This window comes from Flavobacterium sp. GL_143 (assembly GCF_057834355.1).
Genome location: NZ_CM174401.1, coordinates 3,335,650 through 3,360,660, shown reverse-complemented (window position 1 = coordinate 3,360,660; position 25,011 = coordinate 3,335,650). Strand labels below are relative to the sequence as shown.

General features: G+C 33.3%; 20 protein-coding genes. 7 read left to right on the top strand and 13 right to left on the bottom strand.

Translation table 11 applies throughout. The annotated features are described in order from the left end of the window. Positions 1–26 precede the first annotated feature (26 nt). The 5 genes from AC3IPI_RS14565 to AC3IPI_RS14545 form a co-directional block, all read right to left on the bottom strand. A complete protein-coding gene (locus AC3IPI_RS14565; protein WP_489153597.1) occupies positions 27–503 on the bottom strand; it encodes a hypothetical protein in 477 nt (158 codons plus the stop codon). Between the two features lie 253 nt (positions 504–756). Beyond that, a complete protein-coding gene (locus AC3IPI_RS14560) occupies positions 757–1,173 on the bottom strand; it encodes an NIPSNAP family protein (protein WP_489153595.1) in 417 nt (138 codons plus the stop codon). 8 nt (positions 1,174–1,181) lie between these two features. Next, positions 1,182–1,622 carry a nuclear transport factor 2 family protein gene (locus AC3IPI_RS14555; RefSeq protein WP_489153593.1) on the bottom strand — a complete coding sequence of 147 codons (441 nt, stop codon included), beginning with the start codon at positions 1,620–1,622 and terminating at the stop codon, positions 1,182–1,184. Between the two features lie 186 nt (positions 1,623–1,808). After that, positions 1,809–2,180, bottom strand: coding sequence for a LysM peptidoglycan-binding domain-containing protein (locus AC3IPI_RS14550; protein ID WP_489153591.1), 372 nt, complete (start codon positions 2,178–2,180; stop codon positions 1,809–1,811). A gap of 7 nt (positions 2,181–2,187) precedes the next feature. Next, positions 2,188–2,667, bottom strand: coding sequence for a BON domain-containing protein (locus tag AC3IPI_RS14545; RefSeq protein WP_086896426.1), 480 nt, complete (start codon positions 2,665–2,667; stop codon positions 2,188–2,190). A gap of 406 nt (positions 2,668–3,073) precedes the next feature. On the opposite strand from AC3IPI_RS14545, the gene AC3IPI_RS14540 reads away from it, so the two are divergent. The 3 genes from AC3IPI_RS14540 to dnaX all read left to right on the top strand — a co-directional run bounded on the left by AC3IPI_RS14540 (position 3,074) and on the right by dnaX (position 5,433). After that, complete coding sequence (locus AC3IPI_RS14540) at positions 3,074–3,493, top strand: lipocalin family protein (RefSeq protein ID WP_489153589.1); 420 nt, start codon at positions 3,074–3,076, stop codon at positions 3,491–3,493. Positions 3,494–3,625: 132 nt separating this feature from the next. Beyond that, the gene (locus AC3IPI_RS14535; protein ID WP_489153587.1) at positions 3,626–4,288 is read left to right on the top strand and encodes a hypothetical protein; all 663 of its coding nucleotides are present in this window, start codon (positions 3,626–3,628) and stop codon (positions 4,286–4,288) included. 59 nt (positions 4,289–4,347) lie between these two features. Beyond that, complete coding sequence (gene dnaX / locus AC3IPI_RS14530; RefSeq protein ID WP_039116355.1) at positions 4,348–5,433, top strand: DNA polymerase III subunit gamma/tau; 1,086 nt, start codon at positions 4,348–4,350, stop codon at positions 5,431–5,433. A 13-nt stretch (positions 5,434–5,446) separates the two neighbouring features. Here the strand turns inward: dnaX and AC3IPI_RS14525 are convergent, their stop codons facing one another. Continuing rightward, positions 5,447–5,641: a hypothetical protein gene (locus AC3IPI_RS14525; protein ID WP_489153584.1), complete on the bottom strand. Its 195-nt coding sequence runs from the start codon at positions 5,639–5,641 to the stop codon at positions 5,447–5,449. Positions 5,642–5,726: 85 nt separating this feature from the next. On the opposite strand from AC3IPI_RS14525, the gene AC3IPI_RS14520 reads away from it, so the two are divergent. Beyond that, entirely contained in the window at positions 5,727–6,071 is a 345-nt protein-coding gene (locus tag AC3IPI_RS14520; protein WP_082001868.1) for a DNA polymerase III, read from the top strand. 117 nt (positions 6,072–6,188) lie between these two features. Here AC3IPI_RS14520 and AC3IPI_RS14515 read toward each other — a convergent pair whose 3' ends face one another. From AC3IPI_RS14515 to AC3IPI_RS14485, 7 genes are all read right to left on the bottom strand, one after another. Then, complete coding sequence (locus tag AC3IPI_RS14515) at positions 6,189–6,767, bottom strand: NAD(P)H-dependent oxidoreductase (protein WP_489153581.1); 579 nt, start codon at positions 6,765–6,767, stop codon at positions 6,189–6,191. A 6-nt stretch (positions 6,768–6,773) separates the two neighbouring features. Beyond that, positions 6,774–7,805, bottom strand: coding sequence for a saccharopine dehydrogenase family protein (locus tag AC3IPI_RS14510; protein ID WP_489153579.1), 1,032 nt, complete (start codon positions 7,803–7,805; stop codon positions 6,774–6,776). A gap of 58 nt (positions 7,806–7,863) precedes the next feature. Then, positions 7,864–8,424: a Crp/Fnr family transcriptional regulator gene (locus AC3IPI_RS14505; RefSeq protein WP_039119304.1), complete on the bottom strand. Its 561-nt coding sequence runs from the start codon at positions 8,422–8,424 to the stop codon at positions 7,864–7,866. A 45-nt stretch (positions 8,425–8,469) separates the two neighbouring features. After that, positions 8,470–9,066, bottom strand: a complete 597-nt coding sequence (locus tag AC3IPI_RS14500) for a TMEM175 family protein (RefSeq protein ID WP_086896184.1) — start codon at positions 9,064–9,066, stop codon at positions 8,470–8,472. Between the two features lie 218 nt (positions 9,067–9,284). After that, on the bottom strand, positions 9,285–10,175 hold the full coding sequence (locus AC3IPI_RS14495) for a Ppx/GppA phosphatase family protein (RefSeq protein ID WP_039119302.1): 891 nt from the start codon (positions 10,173–10,175) through the stop codon (positions 9,285–9,287). Positions 10,176–10,231: 56 nt separating this feature from the next. Next, complete coding sequence (gene ppk1, locus AC3IPI_RS14490) at positions 10,232–12,310, bottom strand: polyphosphate kinase 1 (protein ID WP_086896183.1); 2,079 nt, start codon at positions 12,308–12,310, stop codon at positions 10,232–10,234. After that, positions 12,307–12,792, bottom strand: coding sequence for a SixA phosphatase family protein (locus AC3IPI_RS14485; protein ID WP_039116346.1), 486 nt, complete (start codon positions 12,790–12,792; stop codon positions 12,307–12,309). Before AC3IPI_RS14485 ends, ppk1 begins: the two co-directional genes overlap by 4 nt. Before the next feature lie 801 nt (positions 12,793–13,593). Here AC3IPI_RS14485 and AC3IPI_RS14480 point away from each other — a divergent pair. The 3 genes from AC3IPI_RS14480 (at position 13,594) to AC3IPI_RS14470 (ending at position 24,811) form a co-directional block, all read left to right on the top strand. Beyond that, the gene (locus AC3IPI_RS14480) at positions 13,594–21,705 is read left to right on the top strand and encodes an HYR-like domain-containing protein (RefSeq protein ID WP_489153575.1); all 8,112 of its coding nucleotides are present in this window, start codon (positions 13,594–13,596) and stop codon (positions 21,703–21,705) included. Positions 21,706–21,857: 152 nt separating this feature from the next. Next, on the top strand, positions 21,858–22,775 hold the full coding sequence (locus AC3IPI_RS14475) for a PorP/SprF family type IX secretion system membrane protein (RefSeq protein WP_489153573.1): 918 nt from the start codon (positions 21,858–21,860) through the stop codon (positions 22,773–22,775). Positions 22,776–22,873: 98 nt separating this feature from the next. After that, on the top strand, positions 22,874–24,811 hold the full coding sequence (locus tag AC3IPI_RS14470) for an OmpA family protein (RefSeq protein WP_489153571.1): 1,938 nt from the start codon (positions 22,874–22,876) through the stop codon (positions 24,809–24,811). Positions 24,812–25,011 lie beyond the last annotated feature (200 nt).

Genomic DNA, 25,011 nt, shown 5'->3' with positions numbered 1-25,011 from the left:
CACGCTCGCGACAGCACGGGGAACTATTATAGAGATTGAAGAATCGAAATCAATTCTTCAACTTGATTTATCGGCATTTTAACAACCGATTCGATCAAAGACTCTTCAGAAGCTATTACCAACACACCTTCATTGTCCTCTTCATAACCAACCAACTTAAAAGAATATTTAAGAATAGCAAAACTCATTTCTTTTTTACCATCCTTAAACCAACCATAATTTGCTTCATATGTAATTTTATTTTCAAAAAATTCAATAGTTTCTTCACCATAAGTATTCCATAAAGCAACCCTAAGTAGATAAAATCCCATAACCGAAAATAAACCTATACCAATAAAATAGCCGAATTGCATTCCGCCTCTGCTTATTATATTGATGATCGCTCCTAATAGTGGAAAAACAAAAAAAGCAAAAGCAAAAAAGAACATCACGATTCTAATTCCTAATGGGGATTTTTTTACTTTTAGTTTAAGTATGTTGTTGTTTAAATTAAATTGTTTCATCAAAGAAATTTATAGTTAAAGTTTTTAACCGTAAAAGTATACTCCTAAATTGGATTATTTTATTTAACTAATAAAATTATTTTAATTTATTGTAATTAGTATCTCCGATTTTTTTGTTTAGTTATCCCACGCTAGCACAAGCGTCCCGCTCGTGACTACAATGCTAAAAAAAGCATTAAAATCTTAACTAGCTATTCTTTATTTGGATTATGTTCACGAGCGGGACGCTCGCGCTAGCTAACAACTAAGATAATCAATATGGCGAATAATCCATTTTTGTCAAAACTCGATCTTCAATATTACCTATTAAATCACCAAATTTAGTACTCGTTTGTTTTTTAATTTCTATCCATTCTTTATCGGCTCGAAATTGTTCCCAAGCTTTCTTCATTGTTGCTTCATCACTCCACTCCAATAGATAAACGAATTCTGTTTTCTTATCTGATTTTGATTCCCAAATCGAAGAAATTTTAAAATTGTATTTCTTCATAATCTCCATTGCATTATTTCTAAATCGATCATGAAAACCCTTTTTGTTATTTTCGAATATTTCATAAATACGTAACTCATAAATCGGAGTCACTTTATTATCACCAGATACAGCAATTGTATTTTGACATTTTACAACTGATGTTGTAATTAATAACAGAGTCAATAAAAGTAGTTTCATATCTAAAATTATGGGATTCTATAAAATGCTTTAGAGACAATTCGCCAACCCTCAGAAAATTTATACAGCGTCAGATGATCTGTAAAAATTTTCTTTTTGTTCTTAGATACATTCATAACAACTGTTGCTGCATTTCCAGATACTATTACATTCAAATATTCACTTTCAGCCTTTATTATAGGTTTATCAGCATTTTGCTTACGTCCTTTTTCAATTCCTATTATCCATTCCTCCAATGCAACCGACACAACATCATTGTTATCTAATCGTAGCATCTTAAAAGTAGGATGAAAACCTTTTCGTATATCTTCAATTGGACCTCCATTGTGTATTCCGCCTATATAAGCACTTTCAACAATTGCTTTAATCGAATCCTCATCAGTCTTACTTTGTCCAAAATTTAGATTACTTACCAGAAGTAAAAAAAATAACAATTTTATTTTTCTCATAATTAATTCATTAAGTTCTATTAGTCTATAAATTTCACAGATAAAAATAATAGATTTTAATATAAAAAAAACATTTCTTGATATATATTATACTCATAATAACCAGGCAACCAATTAAGTAACCTATATCCATAAAAAAAGTCCATCATAAAATGATAGACTTTTAAGAATAACAACATAAATAAATTATGCTGTAGGTATTTTTAATTTCCAACCAACTTGTATTAGGTCAGGATTTTTAATCACATCTTTATTAGCTTCGTAAATTGCTTGCCATGAAACCCCATGCGCTTTTCCAATTTTTGATAGGGAATCACCTCCTACAACAGTATAATCTGTTGTTGTTCCCTCAGCAACAGCAATATTCATAACAACATCTGCTGCTCTAAAATCAGGATCAATTTTTCCGTAAACAGCCCAAAGTTTTTCTTTGTCCTCAGCAGATTTTACAGTTCCATCAACATACAAAACATTATCCTGCTCTCTTACTTGCAAATTAGCGATACCTAAATCAGTAGCTAAACTTGTTAATTCTCTGTATTTATCTTGTAAACTCATAAAATCTTTATTTAATAGTTAACTTGTTTTCAACTTTTTTAGGTTTCAATTCTTGTACGCTTTTTATCAAAGCTGGTAATTGGTCTCTTTTAATATCACCTTTAAGTGTTACCACACCATCCAAAACTGTAGCAGTTACACCACTGTACGTTTTTACTACCTCGTTTATCGAAGTATTCAAAACACTATCGGCATTAATTACAACAGGCGCAGCAGTAGCTACAGGCTCAGGAGCAGCAATTTCGCAGTTATTCACTACCGATTTTACTCCTTTAATTCCTTTTGCAATAGCCTCACAGCTTTCTTTGCAAGCAGCATCTTTACAAACTCCCGAAATAGTAGCTATACCATCTTTTACAGTAACTTCCATTCCTGGCATGTCACCCATTTTTGCAGCAATCTCTTTTTGAATATCTGCATCTTTGGGACCACAAGCCACTAATAAAAAAGCTAAACTCATTCCTAACAAAATAGACTTAATTTTCATAATCATGTTTTTTTTTAAATTAATTAAACGATTTAAAGTTAACGAACAAAACAACAAAATATTACAAATTATCTTACAAATTAAATTTTAATCAATTACTAAAAATCAAAGTATTGAATAACTCTAAAACTTTTAGTTATGCAACACCTATTTTCAGTAACTACGAGTATTTCCAACCTAAGAACCATTAATATTATTTCTTAAAAAATTGAATCCAACTTAGTTGTTATAAAATTCAGATTTAGCAAAAAATAGAAATTATCTATAAATATAATAGATAAAAACAACATTTACCAATTATATTTTATTACAAATCAACTAATTATGTAAATCAAATCAAAAATTGTACAACATTACTTCCTTGTGTTGCAACTATATTAGCATCTAACCTTTTAAAGATTTTAAAATGAAAAACAGAAGCATATTACTCGCAATATTATTTAGTATCGGATTATTTTCAGCTTCATGTAGTAGTGATGACAACGAAGGAGAAACACTGATACCTCTATCAGGAAAATGGGATCTTAGTAAAGTAGGTACTGTTGTTAGCGGAACAGAAACTTTGATAGATGCTCCACAAAATCAAACAGGCTGTAATAAGGATTATCTTGAACTTAAACTTGATAATACTGCAACCGAAGGTGATTATGACTCTACAATTAGTGCTTGTGCATTAACAACTAGTGCTGGAATTTATTCCAGATCGCATAATAACTTAACAACAGTTATTGATGGCGAATCTAAAACTCAGGATATAGTAAACCTAACTCTTAGCGAGTTAAAACTAAAAGATGCAGCAGGAATCATAACTGTATATACTAGATAAAGACAATCGTTTATATTAGTATCAACCTAAAACGGAAATAACTTTAAATAGTTATTTCCGTTTTTTATTTGAGTTGCATCGACTTCTAAATACTATAATTAAAAATAGTATTATTGTATTAAAATCAACTCCATGAAATTAAAGTACATCTTATTCTTAGTATTCTTTTGCTATTATAATTATTCTTATTCAAGTGAATTTAGACGCTTAAAAAAAGAAGCAATGGTTAATCAAGGGATTAAGGATGCTGATATAATCTTTTATGGTGAACTAATTAAAATAGATACAATCAATAAAATCTCTACTTTCAGAATTTTAGAATTATTTAAAGGAAATTATAATTCCAAAATTATTAATGCTAAAAGTGACGAAACTGATTATCCCATATATCCTTTAAAAAAGGATTTATGGATAGTTTATGCACTATTCAATAAAGACAAGAAAACAATAACCCTAGATTTAAGATCTCCAACTCAAACAATGGAAATAGGGACTGGTTTTCTTCCTCCAATTCCAATTCATGGTATTTACGGACAGAAAACAACCAAATTAGACTCTATTACTTGCGAAGTAGATAACTTAAAAATAAGAAATGAAACACTCACAACTTTCTTTTATCAATTAGAACAATTAAGAGCGTACAAATCCTCTCAAAATATAATTTCTGAAAAAGAAAAAACAGAGCTAAAAATAGAAAGTTATAGCAGGTATATTATCATTTCTTTGATTGTCAATATACTATTATTTTCATTTTTAATCTTTATAATTCTGAAGAAAAAGATATTCATCAAATAAACAAAATACCTCTAAAAAAATAAACAAAAATCTTATCTTTGCTACCCAATAAACAAACTATGGAACAATTTGTAGTATCGGCTCGTAAGTATCGCCCGCAGACATTTAAGGATGTTGTGGGACAAAAAGCCATTACCAACACTTTACTTAATGCCATAGATAGTAATCATCTTGCTTCGGCTTTATTATTTACAGGACCACGTGGAGTTGGTAAAACAACTTGTGCTCGTATTCTTGCCCGAAAAATAAACCAACCAGGTTATGATGATCCAAACGAAGATTTTGCATTTAACGTTTTTGAACTCGATGCTGCTTCAAACAACTCTGTAGACGATATCCGTAACTTGATTGATCAGGTTAGAATCCCGCCACAAACAGGACAATACAAAGTATATATTATAGATGAGGTCCACATGTTGTCATCTGCAGCTTTTAATGCTTTCTTAAAAACATTAGAAGAACCGCCTAAACATGCCATCTTTATATTAGCAACAACAGAGAAACATAAAATCATTCCGACGATTTTATCTCGTTGCCAGATTTTCGATTTCAAAAGAATTACCGTAAAAGATGCTAAAGAACATTTAGCTGAAGTTGCAACAAGTCAGGGTGTTGTTTTTGAAGACGATGCACTACATATTATTGCACAAAAAGCGGATGGCGCTATGCGTGATGCTTTATCAATTTTTGATAGAGTTGTTTCTTATTGTGGTACTAATTTAACACGCCAGGCAGTTACCGAAAACCTGAACGTTCTAGATTATGAAACCTATATTGCTATCACCGATTTTATCCTAGAAAATAAAATCCCTGAATTATTAATGGCATACAATGATATCCTAGCTAAAGGTTTTGATGGACATCATTTTATTGCTGGTTTAGCATCACATTTTAGAGATTTATTGGTAAGCAAAACTCCTGCTACTTTATCACTTCTAGAAGTTGGTGAACAAGCACAACAAATGTATGGGGTGCAATCTCAAAAAGCTTCTCAGGAATTTTTACTAAAAGGAATTGAAATTGCTAATGATTGTGATTTAAAATATAAATTGAGTCAAAATCAACGTCTTTTGGTTGAACTTAGTTTAATGCAATTGGCCTCTATCAATTTTGATGGAGAAAAAAAAAAGTTGACCAATATATAATTCCGCCTACTTATTATAGAAATCCTACTTTCTCAATCACAGAAGTTAAACCTTCTGCCGAAAAGAAAGAACAAACTTCTGTACCCGTAACTCCCAATGTAGCTCCTGTATCTGTTAAAGCAGAAATTGTAGCCCCACAGAAAGCACCTGTTGTACCAAGCACAACAATATCTGGTATTTCGGCATTTTCATTATCGAGTATTCGCAAGAAGAAAGAATTAGAAGAAAGCAGTAAATCTTACGTAAAGCCTACTACAGCTGATTTACCTACGGAAGATTTTACTGAAACTGAAATGTTATTGCAATGGAATAAGTATGCACAACGTTTAGGTGAAAAAGGATTTAAGATAATGGAATCGTTATTGCTTATAAACGATCCTGTTTTAAACGGAACTTCTATAAGCATCGAATTACCCAACGAAGGTTCTAAACTTGATTTTGAGAAAGAAATGCACGGTATCTTAGGTCACTTAAGAGGTCATTTGCATAATCATGATATCACAATTAATGTAATTGTAAATGAAGCTTACGAAAGCAAAAGAAGCTATAATGACCAGGATCGTTACAACCGTTTATTAGAAATAAATCCAAACATTGAGCTTTTAAAAACAACATTTGGATTAGATTTACAAGGGTAATTTAAAAAGAGGCTCTAAGGTTCTGAGACACAAAGGTTCAAAGGTTTTACGCTAGGTTCTCAATCCCAATCCCGAAATGTTGGGACGGGATAAATCATTTAAATCAGTGGCAAAAAATCACTTATTTTTTAATCCAAGATTATAAACTTTAGTCAACCATTTTTCTCTTTGGTTATTATCAGATGTTTTTATAACTCCGATATAACTTACCTTAACTGGTGTTATACCACAAAATTCTAAAGTCGATTTCTTTAACTGGTTCACACTTGGTCTTCCAAAAACCAATCTGTAATACCAGCCGGGCTGATCGAGAGTTGTAATAATATGAGCCGTTTTACCTTTTAGAAGTTTGTCCCACCAAACAGAATTTTCACGGTACTGAAAAGCCATTCCAGGTAAAAAAAGACGATCAATAAATCCTTTGGTTATTGCTGGCAAACCTCCCCACCAAACTGGATGTATCCAAACCAAATGATCTGCTTTTTTTATTTTGTCCCAAGACTCTATTAAATCAGGTTCTAATTCGGTTCTTTTTTGGTAACCAAATTGTAAATTGGGGCTAAACTTTAAATCGGCAATTGTAATCGTTTCTATTTTAGCATCAGTTTTTAATGCTCCTTTTTTATAAGCTTCGACTAAAGCAAAATTAAAACTCGCTGGATTAGGATGTCCGTTTATAATTAGAATATTTTTCATGTTCTGCTAGCTTATTTTAAGATTGATTGTGTTATAACTATTTAATGCTTCGTAAACTTCTTTAGATGAATGCATTTGATGACTAAAATAGATTCCGCCAGATAAAGTCTCACTTAACATCTTTTCGATATGCAAAACAGTAGAAAATGCAGTTAATTCGGCTTGACCTTTACTACTTTGTAAGCTAATCTTTTTTGTTTTAACCTGAGTTTTAATAACAACTTCAAAAACAGTTTGATCTCCGTTTCCACTTGAGCCAAACATCAATTGTCTTTCTTTTAAAGACATGATATTAAAAAACTTTAGCGATTGAAAATACCCCATTAAACTAGTTACAAATTTAGAATTATAAGTCATCTTAACTGAAACCGTTGGTATCTTTTCTACCTGATTTAAAATAAACAAATCCGGAACATCCAGATTATAAGCTTGGCGTTTTCCTATCCCAAACTCAAAATTAAACTTCTCAGAATCTAAAAAGTGTTTTGCTTCCTGTGGCTTATTATTTTTATAAACGATAAATGGTTTGCAAACATTTTCGGCTAAAAAATTGGCGGAACTTTTCCCAGCTAAATCTTTTACTGAATAATAGATATAAAGATTGGTTTCTTGAATTTTACGCTTATCAGGTTCCACAAAATCAATCAAGCTACCTACAATTCCTCCCATCCAACCTGAGCTAAAAACTATACGACTATTTACATTTTGCTTATTTGCTATAGCCAAATTATAAGCTACAGTTAAATCTGGAGTTGGTTTTGTAATATCAATATAATCGAGTTTGTTTTGTATTGCAAATTGTAAAACTGCATTGTTACTATCTTTAGTACACATTACTATCAAATCGATTTTATTGTGTGTAATCGAATCAAATGTTTTTGAGTTATTCACATCAATAACCAAATCATTAGCCGTATTTCCTAATTGACGGCTCCCTATAAATAGATTGTAATCAGGATTTCTTGCTTTAAGAATACGTAAAATAACTTTGCCTACTAATCCTGTTCCTCCAATTACTAAAATATTTTTTCTCATCATTACTATTGTTTTCAGCAAAATTAATGACGTAATACCTCTCAATAACTAGACAAATGTCCTATAAAATAGCTTTTCTAATTCGGCTTAAATGTCTTGGCGTAACTCCTAAAAACGAAGCTAAATATTGTAACGGAATTAACTGAATATAGTTAGGATGATTTTTAAAAAGTGTTTCGTATCGCTCTTTTCCTGTAAGTTTTTGAAAAGATAAGATGCGTTGTTCTAAGTTTATATATTGCATTTCGGCTATTATTCGCCCTACTTTTTGCCAATATATACTATTCTCATAAAGGTGTTCAATACTGGCGTGACTTATCACTTCAAGCTCAGTATCAAATAATGCCTGGATATTCTCTTCGGTTGGTTTTTGGGTAATAAAACTAGCAAAAGCAGACATAAATTCATTCTCGAATGTAATACAGTTTGTGATTTCTTCTCCTTCGTTATTGATATAAAAAGAGCGTAAAGCACCCGATTTTATCAGAACTATCTCTTTGGATATTTGACTTTCCTGAATTAAAAAATCACCTTTTTTTAATTTTCTCTTGGTAATTAAACCATCTAATTTGTCTAATTCATCCGAAGGTAAAATCTGAAGAGATTGAAATATTGATTTCATTATGTTTTATTATGGGTAAAGTAAAGCGGAAAGAATTGTGAGGTTTTATGAATCGATTGCTTTTTCGGCTGAGATAAAAATATTTTCGATTCTTTTATCTGGAATCAACCATAATAACGCCACTATAAAATAACAAGCTCCAGAAATCCATTCGTTATAAAAAGAACTAATGATTCCTATAGCATACAAAACCATAGAAGCTTTTCCTTTTAAATCTTTACCTAATGTTTTGGCTAAAGCCGAATTTTTACCTTCACTCGAAACAATAATCTTTTGCAAAATAACATAAGCAATTGCAGACAATAGCAATGTAAAACCATATAAAGTCATTGCGGGTTTGGCAAAATTATGCTCTCCCATCCAGCCTGTAGAAACAGGAACTAATGAAAGCCAAAAAAGTAAATGCAAATTTGCCCATAGAATTTTAGCATTGACTTTGGTGAGTCCGTGTAGCAAATAATGATGATTATTCCAGTAAATACCGATGTAGATAAAACTTAAAATATAACTGATAAATTTAGAAAAAAGAGGCATTAAATCCTTAAAACTTTCTCCGTGGGGAACTTTAATTTCAAGAACCATTATGGTAATTATAATTGCCAAAACACCATCACTAAAAGCCTCTAATCTCGTTTTATTCATATAGTATTAAATAGTACAACTCGTGGTTGTAGTTAATAAAAAAATCACCACATAGAAACATAGGGCTTATACCTAAAAAAGAACTCAAACAGAAATACATTTCTTTCACATAGATAGCTATGTTTATTTTAAATAAATGGAATGCCTTTTTAAAGAATGTAAATTCTATGTTTCTATGTGTTAAAATTAATTTCGTTCAACGGGTTAATTTTTACTAGTTATATCTTACCGTAATACATTGCTTTTACAATACCATCAGAAAGACCTATTTTTGGAACATAAATTTGTCTTGCTCCACTCCATTTCATTGCATTAAGATAAATTCTTGTTGCAGGAATGATAACATCGGCACGATCGGGATTAAGCCCTAATTCGGCTATTCTCTGATCATAGCTTAGAGAATTTAAGAAAGCATATTGCGAATTCATATAAATATATGACAACGGTTTCTCTTGTTGTTTCCCCGACATTTTAAACAACTTATTGATGTTTCCTCCTGATCCTATAAGGGTTACTTCCTCATATTCTTCAGTATTTGTTCTGATCCATTTTTCTATTTCATCCCAAACTACATCGCAAACCATACCGTTTAATAATCGTACAGTTCCTGCTTTAAATGATCTTGAAGTTACCATTTTCCCGTTAGAGAATAATGTAAACTCTGTACTTCCACCTCCAACATCAACAAAAAGATAAGTCTGATCTGTTTTTAATAAATGATGTAAATCTGTAGAAGCAATAATGGCTGCTTCTTTTTTTCCATCGATAATCTCAATTTTAATATCCGCTTTTTTCTTGATGATTGCCACCACTTCTTTACCGTTATAAGCTTCTCTCATTGCCGATGTAGCAAATGCCATATAACGTTCTACTTTATGTACTTTCATTAAAAGATTGAATGCCTTCATTGCATCACACATTCTTTCAATATTTTCTTCAGATATTTCTCCAACTGTAAAGGCATCTTGACCTAAACGAATTGGAACACGAACCAGGGAACTTTTATTAAATTGAGGTTCCTTACCCTCTTGTTCTACCACATTGACAATCAACAATCGCATGGCATTTGATCCAATATCGATTGCTCCATATTTTGTTATTTTAATCATTCTCGCTTATGATTTGAAATTAAGTATCTTGATATAAAAGCAGTGTTTATTAGGTTTTACACAACTTCTTCTATAGCATTTACTTTGTTTTGGTAATATTTATATGTTTCTAATTGTGCTCTAAATATGGCGTGATGATTTCTCGCTTTGTATTTATTATCCAGTTTATAAGAATGAAAACGCACTTTTACATTCCCTTTCCAAGCAATATTAAAGTTATCTATTAACTCATTTTTTATTGCCTGATCATAAATTGGACAAGTTACCTCCACTCTTCCGTCTAGATTTCTAGTCATAAAATCGGCTGATGAAATATATACTTCGGTCAATCCGGCATTACCAAAAATATAAACTCTGGAATGTTCTAAGTAATTATCGACAATGCTTATGGCTTCGATATTCTCACTCATTCCCGGAATTCCCGGAATTAAGGAACAAATTCCTCTTACTTGCAATTGTACTTTTACTCCTGCATTACTTGCTTCGTATAATTTATCGATCATTTTAAAATCAGACAAACTATTCATTTTAAGTTTTATATAGGTTTTACGACCAGCCAAAGCGTGTAGAATCTCTCTATCGATTAATTTTACAAATTTTGACCTTGTATAATGTGGTGACACTATTAAGTGCTTGTAACGATGTACTCTGTAATTGATATCAAAGAATTCAAATATCTTGGAGATATCTTTTAAGATTTGCTGATGACTGGTAAACAATGTTACATCAGTATAAATTTTAGCCGTTGATTCATTGAAATTTCCTGTCGAAATAAACCCGTATCTTTTGGTTTTATCCTCATCAACTCTTTCGATTACACATATTTTACTGTGTACTTTTAGTCCTTTTATTCCAAAAATAAGTTCTATTCCTTCTGTTTGCATTTGCTCTGCATACGAAATATTCGAAGCTTCATCAAATCGGGCTTGCAACTCTATTTGTACAGTTACTTTTTTTCCGTTTTTGGCTGCATTAATCAAAGAACTAATAATTTGGGAATTCTTTGCTAAACGATATAATGTAATCTTGATTGATGTAACTTTTGGATCTAAAGCTGCTTCACGCAAAAATTTTGTTACATACGAAAATGACTGATATGGAGCATTTAGCAAATAATCTTTTTTACCGATTTTTTCCAAAATACTTCCTTCCATACTCAATCCCGGAATTGGCAATGGTACATTTGTTTTATATAACAAATCGTATCTCCCCAGGTTAGGAAAATTCATGTAATCACGTCGGTTATGATATCTTCCTCCAGGAATAATACTATCTGTAGAGATGATTTTCATTTTTTCGAGAAAAAACTGCAACGTATCTGGTTCTATCAATTGGTCATAGATAAAACGAACTGGTTCTCCTATTCGTCTATCTTTAACGGATGTTGCTATTTTTTCGAGCATACTTTTACTCAAATCACTATCGATATCTAATTGGGCATCGCGAGTAATTTTTATCATATGTGCTGAAACACTTTTATAATCAAAAATGGTAAAAATGCTACTAAGATTGTGTCGGATAACATCATCTATCAAGATAATATAATGTTTATCGTCATGCGAAGGTAAAACTACAAATCGATTAATAGTTTTTGGTATTTCGATTACTGCATATCGCACTTCTGCGGTATGATTCATCTCTAAACGCACTGCCAAATAACCCAGAGTATCTTTTAAAACAGGAAATTCGGCTAAATCATTTAATATAATTGTAACGAGTTCCGGACTTAATTTTTCAATAAAAAAGTTCTTTAAGAACTCTTCCTGATCTTTTGTAATTTCATTTTCAGTAATTATAAAGATATTCTCTGTTTCCAGTTCTGTTTCGATATTACTTAATATCCTCAAGCTCTCAGATTGCTGCTGAATCACTATCTCAGTAATATCTTTCACCAATTGTTGGGCAGATATTCCACCTAAATATTTTTCGCCAGAAATCCCTGAAAGACTTAATCTTCGGATGGCTGCATAACGAACTCTAAAAAATTCATCTAAATTATTCGAAAATATTCCTAAAAAACGTAATCTGTCTAAAAGTGGTACTGTAATATCGGCTGCTTCCTGTAATACTCTTGCATTAAATGCCAACCAACTTTTTTCGCGGTCTATATATTTTTGTTCGTACACTGTATTCATTTTAAATCTTTGGGGAAAATAGTTTTGAGAGTTCTGCCTTTATCTAATTTGTCCCAACTTTCTGTATCAAACTGTAATGATACAAAACCTGATGTGGGAACATTATCTATAAAAACATCCCCAAATTTATTAACAAAATTTGTAATAGCCTCGTTATGTCCGAAAAGAATAACACTTTCGAAAGCATTATTACATGATTTGATAACCTTTTCCAAATGTTTCTCATCAAATGTATAAAGTTCATCCTTATAAATGATACTTTCTATAGGGTATGAAATATTTTGTGCAAAAATAAGTGCTGTTTCTACAGCTCTAGCAGCTGTACTGCTCCATATCAAATAGGTCTTAGGAAGAAACTTTGAAATACTAGCTGAAACGTCATGAGCATCATGAATTCCTTTTTTTACCAAAGGTCTGTCAAAATCTTTTAAAGGTGCTTCCCAACTTGATTTTGCATGTCTGATCAATATTAAATTTTTCATATTACGGATACTATTTGTTTATATGGAATATAACCTTTTGCTTTTTTACTGTATTTACTCTTTGCTTTTAATCTCAACGACTTCCAAAAAGAAGAAGTATTTATGATTAAATCGCAAAAACAGCTTTGAAAATTTAGCTACAATTTACAAAAGAATTTTATAAGGTCATCTCTTTTGTTGATTTTTTATATTTCTTCTTTATTGTGATGAACTATTTATAGTAAAAAATATTCCTAATAAATTCTTAAAAAAAATCACAAAAATTTTAGCATCCCATTTTGTCAATTACAAATAATCTAAAGATTTAACTTTTTAAAAACATCTCCAGTTTTTTTTATACAGAAAACATGTACTTAGTCTATGATAAATGTATTTCGTCGATGTTTCAAATAAAAATTTAAAACATTCAAATTACTGATTATCAATTAATTACAAATTAATAAAAAATTATTTCTTGCCTAATTTTTTGCAAAAATCACTTCCTAAAAAAATAAAAAATGCAAAAACAAAACGTCTTTTTTGCATTTTTTTAGGTCAAAAATGTCTTTTCAACGAGTATTTGAGTCATTTGCAGGAAAAAAAAATCAATTAAAAATAGACTATATAACTTTGATTATGTTAAAAAATTAAAAATTTCACAAAACATAAAGTTAAATATATGAAGGCAAGAAAAAGGAAAACCAAACAGAAAAAAATCTATTCAAAGGATCTTAATTCCTAAACGCACCAAAATTATATTTAAATAAAATTACACGTAGGATATCACTTTAGAGAAACTATTAATTTTTGAAATTAAAGATTATGAAAAAAATTACTTTATTAACTATTTTAGGATTATTCTTTTTTTCTTCTGGGCTATATGCTCAAGAAAAAAATATTCCAATTAGAATTGGGAATACGCCTTACCAAAATAAATTCACTGCCAAAAAAAGTGCTTTATTAAGTTCTGATGCTGTACAAGCACAAGCACTAGCGGTAGCGGGATCTATAGATGTTGCTAATCCAGCTGCTGGAAACAATGGATATAATGCAGATCAGTTAGTAAGAAACATATTAACTTCTGGCTGTTTGATTGTAAGCAATGTTAGATTTGGTTATTACCAAAAAAGTGGAAATAACTGGAACTGGAATGATCATGTTTGGTCTGGAACCGCTGGTGACAGACAATTAGGATATTACAGTAAAGGAACTTCTACTTTCCCAATTGATGAAGGTCTATTAATTGCAACTGGAAAGATAAACTCTGCAATGGGTCCTAATACCTATACAAATAAATCGGATGCGATGGTTAATAATGCAAGTGATCCAGACTTAACAAATATTTCTGGTGAAACAATGCATGATGCAGCTATTCTTGAATTTAATTTTATTCCTGATGGAAATCTTGTTGAATTTCAATTTGTATTTGCTTCAGAAGAGTATCTTGAGTATGTTAATACTGATTTTAATGATGCTTTTGGTTTTTTCTTAAGTGGTCCTGGAATCACAGGTACGTATACTAATAACGCAGTAAATCTTGCTCAATTACCAAATAATGATGCGGTAACTATAAACAACATCCATTCTGCTGGAACTAATGTAAACAATAATACTTTTCCAGCTAAAAACGCATCGTATTATGTAAATAATGCTCCTGGTGCAACAATTATGGAGTATGATGGATCAACTACTGTTCTTACCGCAACTTATGCAGTTACTCCTGGACAAACCTATAAAATTAAAATGGCTATTGCCGATGCATCTGATCAACTTTATGATGCAGGTGTATTTTTAAAAGCAAAAAGTTTTACCACTAATACTTTAGTAATTACCAATCCTGCTCCAGTATGTTTTCCTAATACGGTAAACCTTACTGCCGCAGCTGTTACTGCTGGAAGTACTGCTGGATTAACTTATACTTATTGGCAAGATGCTGCTGCTACCATTCCTTACAATACTCCAACGGCAGCAACCGCTGGAACTTATTATATAAAAGGAAAAAATCTCACCTCTGGTTGCTCTGATATAAAACCTGTTATTGTAACCGTAAGTAATGTAGTTGTAACCGAAGCTGTTGCATCACATATTAATGTAAAATGTTTTGGAGCTTCTACCGGAGCAATAACCCTTAATAATGCTACTGGCGGTGTTGCACCTTATACTTATTCTTGGAAGAAAAATGGAAATGCTTACGCAACTACTCAAAACTTAACAGGCTTAACTGTTGGATCTTATGAAGTTACTGCAACAGACGCAAATGGATGTAAAGGAATTTTAACTATTGCAATTACACAACCTACAACTGCCTTAGCTGTTACTTTGACTTCTAAAACTGATGTGCTATGTAATAATGATGCTACTGGCGCAATAGACATAGCGGTAACTGGTGGTACTGGTGCTTATACTTATAGTTGGACAAAAGATGGAAATCCATTTGCTCCAACAACACAAGATTTAACAAACCTTCTTTCTGGTGCTTACAACGTAACTGTAACTGATGCTAATGGTTGTCAACAACAACTTCCTGTAACCATAAATAGTGGGGATTCAACTAAACCAATAGTGAATCCATTACCAGCACCTTCAACAATTAATTGTCCACAAGTGCCAGCATTTACCCAAGCTACTGCTACCGATAATAGTGGCACAGTATCTTCATTAACGTTTGTTGATGTAAACACTCCTGGATCATGCGCAGGTACGTATTCAATAACCAGAACATGGACTGCAAAAGATGCTTGTAATAATACATCTCTTCCTGTAAGCCAAACTATTAATGTTGTAGATACAACTCCGCCAACTTGGACAACTGCTCCAACCGCGCTTAATGTAACTTTACAATGTAGCGATGCTGCTGGATTAACAACTGCTCAAGCTAGTGCTCCTGTTGCAACTGATGCATGCTCTACTGTAACGTACACTAAAATAAGCGGTGCTTTTGTTGCTGGAACTTGTGTAAACTCTGGAACATATACTAATACCTGGACCGCCAAAGATGTATGTAATAATACCTCAACTGTATTTACTCAAACAATTACAATTCAAGATACAACAGCACCAACTTGGACAACTGCTCCAACGGCACTTAATGTAACTTTACAATGTAGCGATGCCGCTGGATTAACAACTGCGCAAGCAAGTGCACCCGTTGCAACCGATAATTGTGGCGGAACGGTAACGTACACTAAAATCAGTGGAACTTTTGTAGCGGGAACTTGTGCCAACTCTGGAACATATACCAATACTTGGACTGCGAAAGATGTATGTAATAATACCTCAACTGTATTTACTCAAACAATTACAATACAAGATACAACAGCACCAACTTGGACAACTGCTCCAACTGCGCTTAATGTAACTTTACAATGTAGTGATGCTGCTGGATTAACAACTGCGCAAGCAAGTGCTCCTGTTGCAACAGATAATTGTGGTGGAACAGTAACGTATACTAAAATCAGTGGAACTTTTGTAGCGGGAACTTGTGCCAACTCTGGAACATATACCAATACTTGGACTGCTAAAGATGTATGCAATAATACCTCAACTGTATTTACTCAAACAATTACAATACAAGATACAACAGCACCAACTTGGACAACTGCTCCAACGGCGCTTAATGTAACTTTACAATGCAGTGATGCTGCTGGATTAACAACTGCGCAAGCAAGTGCGCCTGTTGCAACCGATAATTGTGGTGGAACAGTAACGTATACTAAAATATCTGGAACTTTTGTAGCTGGAACTTGTGCCAATTCTGGGACATATACCAATACTTGGACTGCCAAAGATGTATGTAACAATACTTCGACAACATTTACTCAAACAATTACAATTCAAGATACTACTGCGCCAACATGGACAACTGCTCCAACTGCGCTTAATGTAACATTACAATGTAGCGATGCTGCTGGATTAACAACTGCGCAAGCAAATGCACCTGTTGCAACCGATAATTGTGGCGGAACAGTAACGTATACTAAAATATCTGGAACTTTTGTAGCGGGAACTTGTGCTAACTCTGGAACATACACCAATACTTGGACTGCCAAAGATGTATGTAACAATACCTCATCTGTATTTACTCAAACAATTACAATACAAGATACAACAGCACCAACTTGGACAACTGCTCCAACTGCGCTTAATGTAACTTTACAATGCAGTGATGCTGCTGGATTAACAACTGCTCAAGCAAATGCACCAGTTGCAACTGATAATTGTGGAGGAACAGTAACGTACACTAAAATATCTGGAACTTTTGTAGCCGGAACTTGTGCCAACTCTGGAACATATACCAATACCTGGACGGCCAAAGATATATGTAACAATACTTCTACAACATTTACTCAGGTAATTACCATTCAAGATACAACAGCACCAACTTGGACAACTGCTCCAACTGCGCTTAATGTAACTTTACAATGTAGTGATGCTGCTGGATTAACAACTGCGCAAGCTAGTGCTCCTGTAGCAACTGATAATTGTGGTGGAACAGTAACGTATACTAAAATATCTGGAACTTTTGTTGCTGGAACTTGTGCCAACTCTGGAACTTATACTAATACTTGGAAAGCAACTGATGTCTGTAATAATGTATCAACTGTATTTACTCAAACAATTACAATTCAAGATACAACGGTTCCTACTTGGACAACAGCCCCTATTGCACTTAATGTAACTTTACAGTGTAGCGATACTGCAGGATTAACTGCTGCGCAAGCGAATGCTCCTGTAGCAACCGATAATTGTGGTGGAACGGTAACGTATACTAAAATCAGTGGAATTTTTGCTCAAGGCAACTGTATAAACTCTGGAACGTATACTAATACCTGGACAGCTACTGATGTTTGTACTAACGTTTCTTCTGTATTTACTCAGGTAATTACTATTCAGGATACAACCGCGCCAACTTGGACAACTGCTCCAGCTGCGCTTGATGTAACGCTAGAATGTAGCGATACTGCAGGATTAACAACTGCGCAAGCTAATGCTCCTGTGGCAACTGATAATTGTGGCGGAACGGTAATATATACTAAAATCAGCGGAATTTTTGTAGCGGGAACTTGTGCCAACTCTGGAACATATACCAATACCTGGACGGCGAAAGATGTATGTAACAATACCTCAACTGTATTTACTCAGGTAATTACAATACAAGATACAACCGCACCAGCTTGGACTACTGCTCCAACTGCGCTTAATGTAACTTTACAATGTAGTGATGCTGCTGGATTAACAACTGCTCAAGCAAATGCACCAGTTGCAACTGATAATTGTGGTGGAACAGTAACGTACACTAAAATATCTGGAACTTTTGTAGCGGGAACTTGTGCCAACTCTGGAACATATACCAATACTTGGACTGCGAAAGATGTATGTAACAATACCTCAACTGTATTTACTCAAACAATTACAATACAAGATATCACTGCTCCAACTTGGACAACTGCTCCTGCTTCTCTAGATGTAACATTACAATGTAGTGATACCGCAGGATTAAATGCAGCTCAAGCGAATGCTCCTGTAGCAACTGATAATTGTGGTGGAACGGTAACTTATACAAAAGTAAGTGGTCAATTTCAAGGAGGTAATTGCGGAAGCACAGGAACTTACACCAATACTTGGACAGCAAAAGATGTTTGTAATAATACCTCAACTGTATTTACTCAGGTAATTACTGTTCAGGATACAGCTATCCCAACTTGGATTACTCAAGCAGGAACATTAGATGTTACATTGCAATGTAGTGATGTTGCAGGATTAACAACTGCGCAAAATCAAGCACCAACTGCAACTGCAAATTGTTCGATAGTTACTTATACCAAAACTAGCGGTCTGTTTGTAGCTTCTACTTCATGTGCTAATGCAGGAACGTATACTAATACTTGGGTTGCCAAAGATGATTGTGGTAATATTACTGATGCTTTCACGCAAGTGATAACTATCGAAGATACTACTAAACCAACATGGACTACTCTAGTTGGAAGTTTGGATATAACTATTCAATGTAGCGATGCTGCTGGATTAACTACTGCGCAAGCTAACGCTCCTATTGCTACTGATAACTGTGATAGTGATGTAACTAATATCATTAAAACTAGCGGTCAGTTTGTAGCTTCTCAATCTTGTGGCAATGCAGGAACTTATACTAATACGTGGACGGTTAAAGATGAATGTGGTAATACTTCTGACACTTTCACGCAAGTGATAACTATCGAAGATACTACGAAACCTACTTGGACTACTCTAGTTGGAAGTTTGGATATAACTATCCAATGTAGTGATGCTGCAGGTTTAACAACTGCGCAAGCTAGTGCTCCTGTTGCTACTGATAATTGTGATAGTGATGTAACAAATATCGTTAAAACTAGCGGACAATTCGTTGCTTCTCAATCTTGTGGTAATGCTGGTACTTATACTAATACGTGGACAGTTAAAGACAAATGTGGTAATACTTCTGACACTTTCACGCAAGTGATAACTATCGAAGATACAAGTAAACCAACATGGACTACTCAAGCTGGAAGCTTAGATATAACTATCCAATGTAGTGATGCTACAGGTTTAACTTCTGCGCAAGCTAACGCTCCTGTTGCAACTGATAATTGTGATAGTGATGTAACTAATATCGTTAAAACTAGCGGTCAGTTTATAGCTTCTCAATCTTGTGGTAATGCTGGTACTTATACTAATACGTGGACAGTTAAAGACGAATGTGGCAATACTTCCGACACTTTCACGCAAGTGATAACTATCGAAGATACTACTAAACCAACTTGGACTACTCTAGCTGGAAGTTTGGATATAACTATTCAATGTAGTGATGCAGCAGGTTTAACTTCTGCGCAAGCGAATGCTCCTGTGGCTACTGATAATTGCGATAGCAATGTAACTAATATCGTTAAAACTAGCGGACAATTCGTTACTTCTACTTCATGTGCAAATGCAGGAACATATACTAATACCTGGACGGTTAATGATGAATGTGGTAATACTTCTGACACTTTCACGCAAGTGATAACTATCGAAGATACTACGAAACCAACTTGGACTACTCTAGCTGGAAGTTTGGATATAACTATTCAATGTAGTGATGCAGCAGGTTTAACTTCTGCGCAAGCGAATGCTCCTGTGGCTACTGATAATTGTGATAGCGATGTGTCTAATATCGTTAAAACTAGCGGACAATTCGTTACTTCTACTTCATGTGCAAATGCAGGAACATATACTAATACCTGGACGGTTAATGATGAATGTGGTAATACTTCTGACACTTTCACGCAAGTGATAACTATCGAAGATACTACGAAACCAACTTGGACTACTCTAGCTGGAAGTTTGGATATAACTATTCAATGTAGTGATGCAGCAGGTTTAACTTCTGCGCAAGCGAATGCTCCTGTGGCTACTGATAATTGTGATAGCGATGTGACTAATATCGTTAAAACTAGCGGTCAGTTTGTAGCTTCTCAATCTTGTGGCAACTCTGGAACGTATACTAATACCTGGACGGTTAAAGACGAATGTGGTAACACTTCCGACACTTTCACGCAAGTGATAACTATTGAAGATACTACAATACCTACTTGGACTACCCTAGCTGGAAGTTTGGATATAACCATTCAATGTAGTGATACTGCTGGATTAACAACTGCGCAAGCTAGTACTCCTGTTGCAACTGATAATTGTGATAGTGAGGTGACCATCGAAAAAACTAGCGGACAGTTTGTAGCTTCTGAGTCTTGTGCAAATGCAGGAACTTATACAAACAGTTGGGTAGCAAAAGATAATTGTGGTAATATCACAGATACTTTCACGCAAGTAATTACTATCGAAGATACTACGAAACCAACATTTAACGGTGAGCTTCCTACTGATATCACGGTATCATGTGATAAAGTTCCTGAAGCAGCAAATATAACTGCATCTGACAACTGTAATGTTGATGTGCCTGTAGTTTATACTGAAACAAAAACTGGTATAGAAAACGAATGTAGTACCAATTATACACTAACTCGTAAATGGGTAACTAGCGATTGTTCAGGAAACACAACTTCATTTACTCAAGTAATTACTGTTAAGGATACTACTCCTCCAACAGGAACTGTTCCTGCTGATATTACTTTGGAAAACATTGCAGCTATTCCTGTTGCAGATCCTAATGCTGTAATTAATCCTACCGATAATTGTAGCCAAACTGTAAATTTAACGGTAAGCGATTCTGATAACGGTGGTACTGGTTGTGGAGGTAGTCCATATATCTTAACCAGAACCTATACATTATCTGATTGTGCTGGTAATAAAACCATATTGGTACAAACAATTACAGTTAGAAATGAGGTTATACCAACTGCAACTTTTAATAGTGAAGCTTGTAATGCAGATTCATCTACGGTTAACTTATTTAATTTATTACCTAGAAGTACAACTGCGGTTGGTACCTGGATAGATACTGATAATTCTCATGCTATAAACGGTAACATAGTTACTTCTTTTGGACTTCCTGTTGGTAACTATTTATTTGAATACCAAATACAAGATGAAGTTTGTCCAAGAAGCATATTTGTAAACCTTTCTATCAATGATGATTGTAAAGTATTAGCATGCGGAACAATACTGGTACATAATGCATTCTCTCCTAATGGCGATAGCTTCAATAATAAATTTGTTATCGACAATATAGAAGACACAGTATGTTATCCAGATAATACTGTCGAAATATACAACCGTTGGGGAGTACTAGTATTTGAAACTAGAAATTATAACAATACAACAAATGCTTTTGACGGTATTTCAAGAGGAAGAACAACCGTAAAACAATCAGACGGTCTTCCTTCAGGAACTTACTTTTATATTCTAAATTACACTTCTGTGGATGGAAACGGTGCAATTCAGACAAATAAAAAAGATGGATTCTTATATCTAACAAAATAACAAAGAACACAACTCACTGATAATATAACAGCTCTGTTATCAGTGAAGTGTTTTAATAAAAACAAGTCTTTTTTTGATACACGAAGGTATTACTACTTTTTTATCATTAACAAAAAAGAACCAATGCAATAATAAAATAATAAATATCTACTATGAGAACAAAATTATTTTCTTTCGTTTTGATGTTTACAGCTATAGTAAGTTACGCACAACAAGATGCTCAATTTACACAATATATGTACAACACCATAAATATCAACCCCGCTTATGCAGGGTCACGAGGAGCTCTAAGTATTTTTGGTTTATACCGTACTCAATGGGTCGGACTAGATGGTGCGCCCGAAACTAGTAGTTTTTCGGTAAATACCCCAATAAATAACAGTAATCTAGGATTAGGAGTGTCATTGGTTAATGACAAAATTGGACCTACAAATGAAAATACTTTTTCTGTAGACCTTTCCTATACTATACCTACTTCACCAAACTATAAACTATCTTTTGGTATTAAAGCCACGGGTAATTTATTCAATTTAGATGTCAATAAATTAAATCCAGCTGATCAAGGCGATCCACAATTTCAGAATTTAGATAATGTATTTAAACCAAATATCGGAGCTGGAGTATATCTTCATTCAGATAAAGCATACATAGGTTTATCAGTACCAAACTTCATCGAAACCAATCGTTATAATGATAATGATATTGCAATTTATAAGGATAAAATAAATTATTATTTGATGGCAGGATACGTATTTGATTTGGATTATTATCAAGACATTAAGTTTAAACCTGCTTTATTAACTAAAATGGTAGAAGGTGCACCACTACAAGTAGATGTTTCGGCCAATTTTATGTTTGTCAACAAATTTGTAGTTGGAGTAGCTTACAGATGGAGCGCCTCATTAAGTGCGATGGTAGGTTTTCAGGTTAGCGATGGATTATATATAGGATATGGCTATGACCGTGAGACCACCAACTTAAACAATTATAATTCTGGCTCACATGAAATATTCTTGCGCTATGAATTTATCAAAAACAATGGTAAAATGACAACCCCTCGTTTCTTCTAAAAATATTTATTATGAAATCGGCAATGATTCCAAAATAGCCAATAATAAAGAAGAATGGCGATACCATGTTCCTTTAAAAAACAAATAAATAGATCAACATGAAAAATTTTACAATCCTTTACATAACAATAGTAAGTGTTTTTTCTTTAAACAGTTATTCACAACAGAGCAAGATTGCTTCTGGAGATAAAAAATATGACAACTATGCCTATATAGATGCCATTAAAACCTATGAACGTGTAGCCGAAAAGGGATACAAATCTGAAGATATGTTCAAGAAGTTAGGCAACTCCTATTATTTCAACTCCGAATTTGATAAGGCGGCAAAATGGTATGGCGAATTATTTGCCATGAACACCGAGGTAGAACCTGAGTATTATTACCGATACGCACAATCATTAAAATCTACTGGAGATATTACCAAAGCCAATCAAATGCTTGATTTATTTAATCAGAAATCAAAAAAGGATACTCGTGGTAAACTCTATGAAAGCGACAAAAATTATCTTGAACAAATTAAAGCTAACTCTGGACGCTATAACATTGAGAATGCAGGAATAAATAGTAAATACTCTGATTACGGAACTACTTTTTATCAAAACAAAATTGTTTTTGCTTCGGCAAGAGATACTGGTGGTTTAGGGCAACGCAAACACAAATGGACTGGCGAACATTTCACCAATCTATATCAGTCAGATGTAGATCAGGATTTTAATCCCAATGCCCCTAAAAAATTCAAGTCTAAAATAAACTCAAAATTCCACGAATCAACTCCAGTTTTTACAAAAGACGGTAAGACTGTTTATTTTACAAGAAACAATTACATAGATGGCAAAAAGGGAAAAGATGAAAATAAAATAACCTTAATAAAAATATACAAGGCCACGCTAGAAAATGATAAATGGACTAATATAATGGAAGTCCCATTTAATAGTAATAATTATAGTACGGCACATCCTGCACTTAGTCCAGATGAAAAAACATTATATTTTGCATCGGATATGCCAGGAACATACGGACAATCGGATATCTATAAAATAAGTATCAATGATAATGGTGAATTTGGAACACCAATAAATTTAGGTTCATCGGTTAATACTGAAGGAAAAGAAACTTTTCCATATGTAACCAACGAAAAGGAAATTTATTTTTCCTCAGACGGACGCCCCGGACTTGGAGGTTTAGATGTTTTTGTTGGAAAACTAAGTGATAACGGTGTGAGCAATGTTCAAAACTTAGGATCAGATATTAATTCTCCCAAAGATGATTTTGCTTATTTAATCGATACTAAATCACGAAGAGGATTTTTTACATCTAACAAAGATGGCGGACTGGGATCTGATGATATCTATAAGTTTTTAGAAACAAAACCATTACTATTTTGTACTCAGGAATTATACGGAACCATAACCGATTTGGCTACTGGAGAAGTTTTACCAAACACCAAATTGACTTTGTATGACAATAACTTTAAAGTAATTACAACAGGCTATTCAGATCAAAACGGAAATTATACTTTCCCAGTAACATGTGGTCTAACCTACAACGTAAGAGCCGAAAAAGAAAAATATACAACCAAAGAACAAAGTGTTACTATCTTAAACGAAAAAGGAAGAACTCAGTTATCTATAGCACTTGAAAAATCTGATTGTGTTGTAACAATTGGTGATGATTTAGGTAAATGTTTTGGAATCAAAATGATTTATTTTGATCTGGATAAATCTAATATCCGTAGAGAAGCAGCTTTGGATTTAGAAAAAATACTAGATGTATTGAATCAATATCCAAAAATGAAACTTGATATTCGTTCTCATACCGATAGTCGTGCAACGCATAAATACAATGAAGCATTGTCAGACAGAAGAGCAAAATCGACCATAAAATGGTTGATTCAAAATGGTGTTGCTCCAAACAGATTAACCGGAAAAGGATATGGAGAAACCCAACTTGTAAACGGTTGTTCTGATGGAGTAAAATGTACCGAAGCTGAGCATCAAATGAACAGACGAAGCGAATTTATAATTTCGGCTTTATAACAATAAATCAAAGTATAGTTTTAATAAAAAATTGTTAGTTATGTATTAAACCTAAACCAGTGAAATCAACTTCACTGGTTTTTTATTTGTAGATAATATAGTTGAGTCTGATTCTATTTTAACGCAAAGTACACAAGGAAAAAAAACGCAAAGGTTCGCAAAGCTATTGATTGAACTTTGCGAATCTTTGTATAAGCCTT

Excerpts from the sequence above, each read along its gene's own strand:
- AC3IPI_RS14485 (WP_039116346.1), bottom strand. The coding sequence starts at position 12,792 with ATGAAAAATTTAATATTGATCAGACATGCAAAATCAAGTTGGGAAGCA.
- AC3IPI_RS14510 (WP_489153579.1), bottom strand. The coding sequence starts at position 7,805 with ATGATGAGAAAAAATATTTTAGTAATTGGAGGAACAGGATTAGTAGGC.
- AC3IPI_RS14565 (WP_489153597.1), bottom strand. The coding sequence starts at position 503 with ATGAAACAATTTAATTTAAACAACAACATACTTAAACTAAAAGTAAAA.
- AC3IPI_RS14520 (WP_082001868.1), top strand. The coding sequence starts at position 5,727 with ATGTTATTGCAATGGAATAAGTATGCACAACGTTTAGGTGAAAAAGGA.
- ppk1 (WP_086896183.1), bottom strand. The coding sequence starts at position 12,310 with ATGAATACAGTGTACGAACAAAAATATATAGACCGCGAAAAAAGTTGG.
- AC3IPI_RS14495 (WP_039119302.1), bottom strand. The coding sequence starts at position 10,175 with ATGATTAAAATAACAAAATATGGAGCAATCGATATTGGATCAAATGCC.
- AC3IPI_RS14535 (WP_489153587.1), top strand. The coding sequence starts at position 3,626 with ATGAAATTAAAGTACATCTTATTCTTAGTATTCTTTTGCTATTATAAT.
- AC3IPI_RS14480 (WP_489153575.1), top strand. The coding sequence starts at position 13,594 with ATGAAAAAAATTACTTTATTAACTATTTTAGGATTATTCTTTTTTTCT.
- AC3IPI_RS14555 (WP_489153593.1), bottom strand. The coding sequence starts at position 1,622 with ATGAGAAAAATAAAATTGTTATTTTTTTTACTTCTGGTAAGTAATCTA.
- AC3IPI_RS14500 (WP_086896184.1), bottom strand. The coding sequence starts at position 9,066 with ATGAATAAAACGAGATTAGAGGCTTTTAGTGATGGTGTTTTGGCAATT.
- AC3IPI_RS14505 (WP_039119304.1), bottom strand. The coding sequence starts at position 8,424 with ATGAAATCAATATTTCAATCTCTTCAGATTTTACCTTCGGATGAATTA.
- AC3IPI_RS14560 (WP_489153595.1), bottom strand. The coding sequence starts at position 1,173 with ATGAAACTACTTTTATTGACTCTGTTATTAATTACAACATCAGTTGTA.
- AC3IPI_RS14545 (WP_086896426.1), bottom strand. The coding sequence starts at position 2,667 with ATGAAAATTAAGTCTATTTTGTTAGGAATGAGTTTAGCTTTTTTATTA.
- AC3IPI_RS14470 (WP_489153571.1), top strand. The coding sequence starts at position 22,874 with ATGAAAAATTTTACAATCCTTTACATAACAATAGTAAGTGTTTTTTCT.
- dnaX (WP_039116355.1), top strand. The coding sequence starts at position 4,348 with ATGGAACAATTTGTAGTATCGGCTCGTAAGTATCGCCCGCAGACATTT.
- AC3IPI_RS14515 (WP_489153581.1), bottom strand. The coding sequence starts at position 6,767 with ATGAAAAATATTCTAATTATAAACGGACATCCTAATCCAGCGAGTTTT.
- AC3IPI_RS14550 (WP_489153591.1), bottom strand. The coding sequence starts at position 2,180 with ATGAGTTTACAAGATAAATACAGAGAATTAACAAGTTTAGCTACTGAT.
- AC3IPI_RS14475 (WP_489153573.1), top strand. The coding sequence starts at position 21,858 with ATGAGAACAAAATTATTTTCTTTCGTTTTGATGTTTACAGCTATAGTA.
- AC3IPI_RS14540 (WP_489153589.1), top strand. The coding sequence starts at position 3,074 with ATGAAAAACAGAAGCATATTACTCGCAATATTATTTAGTATCGGATTA.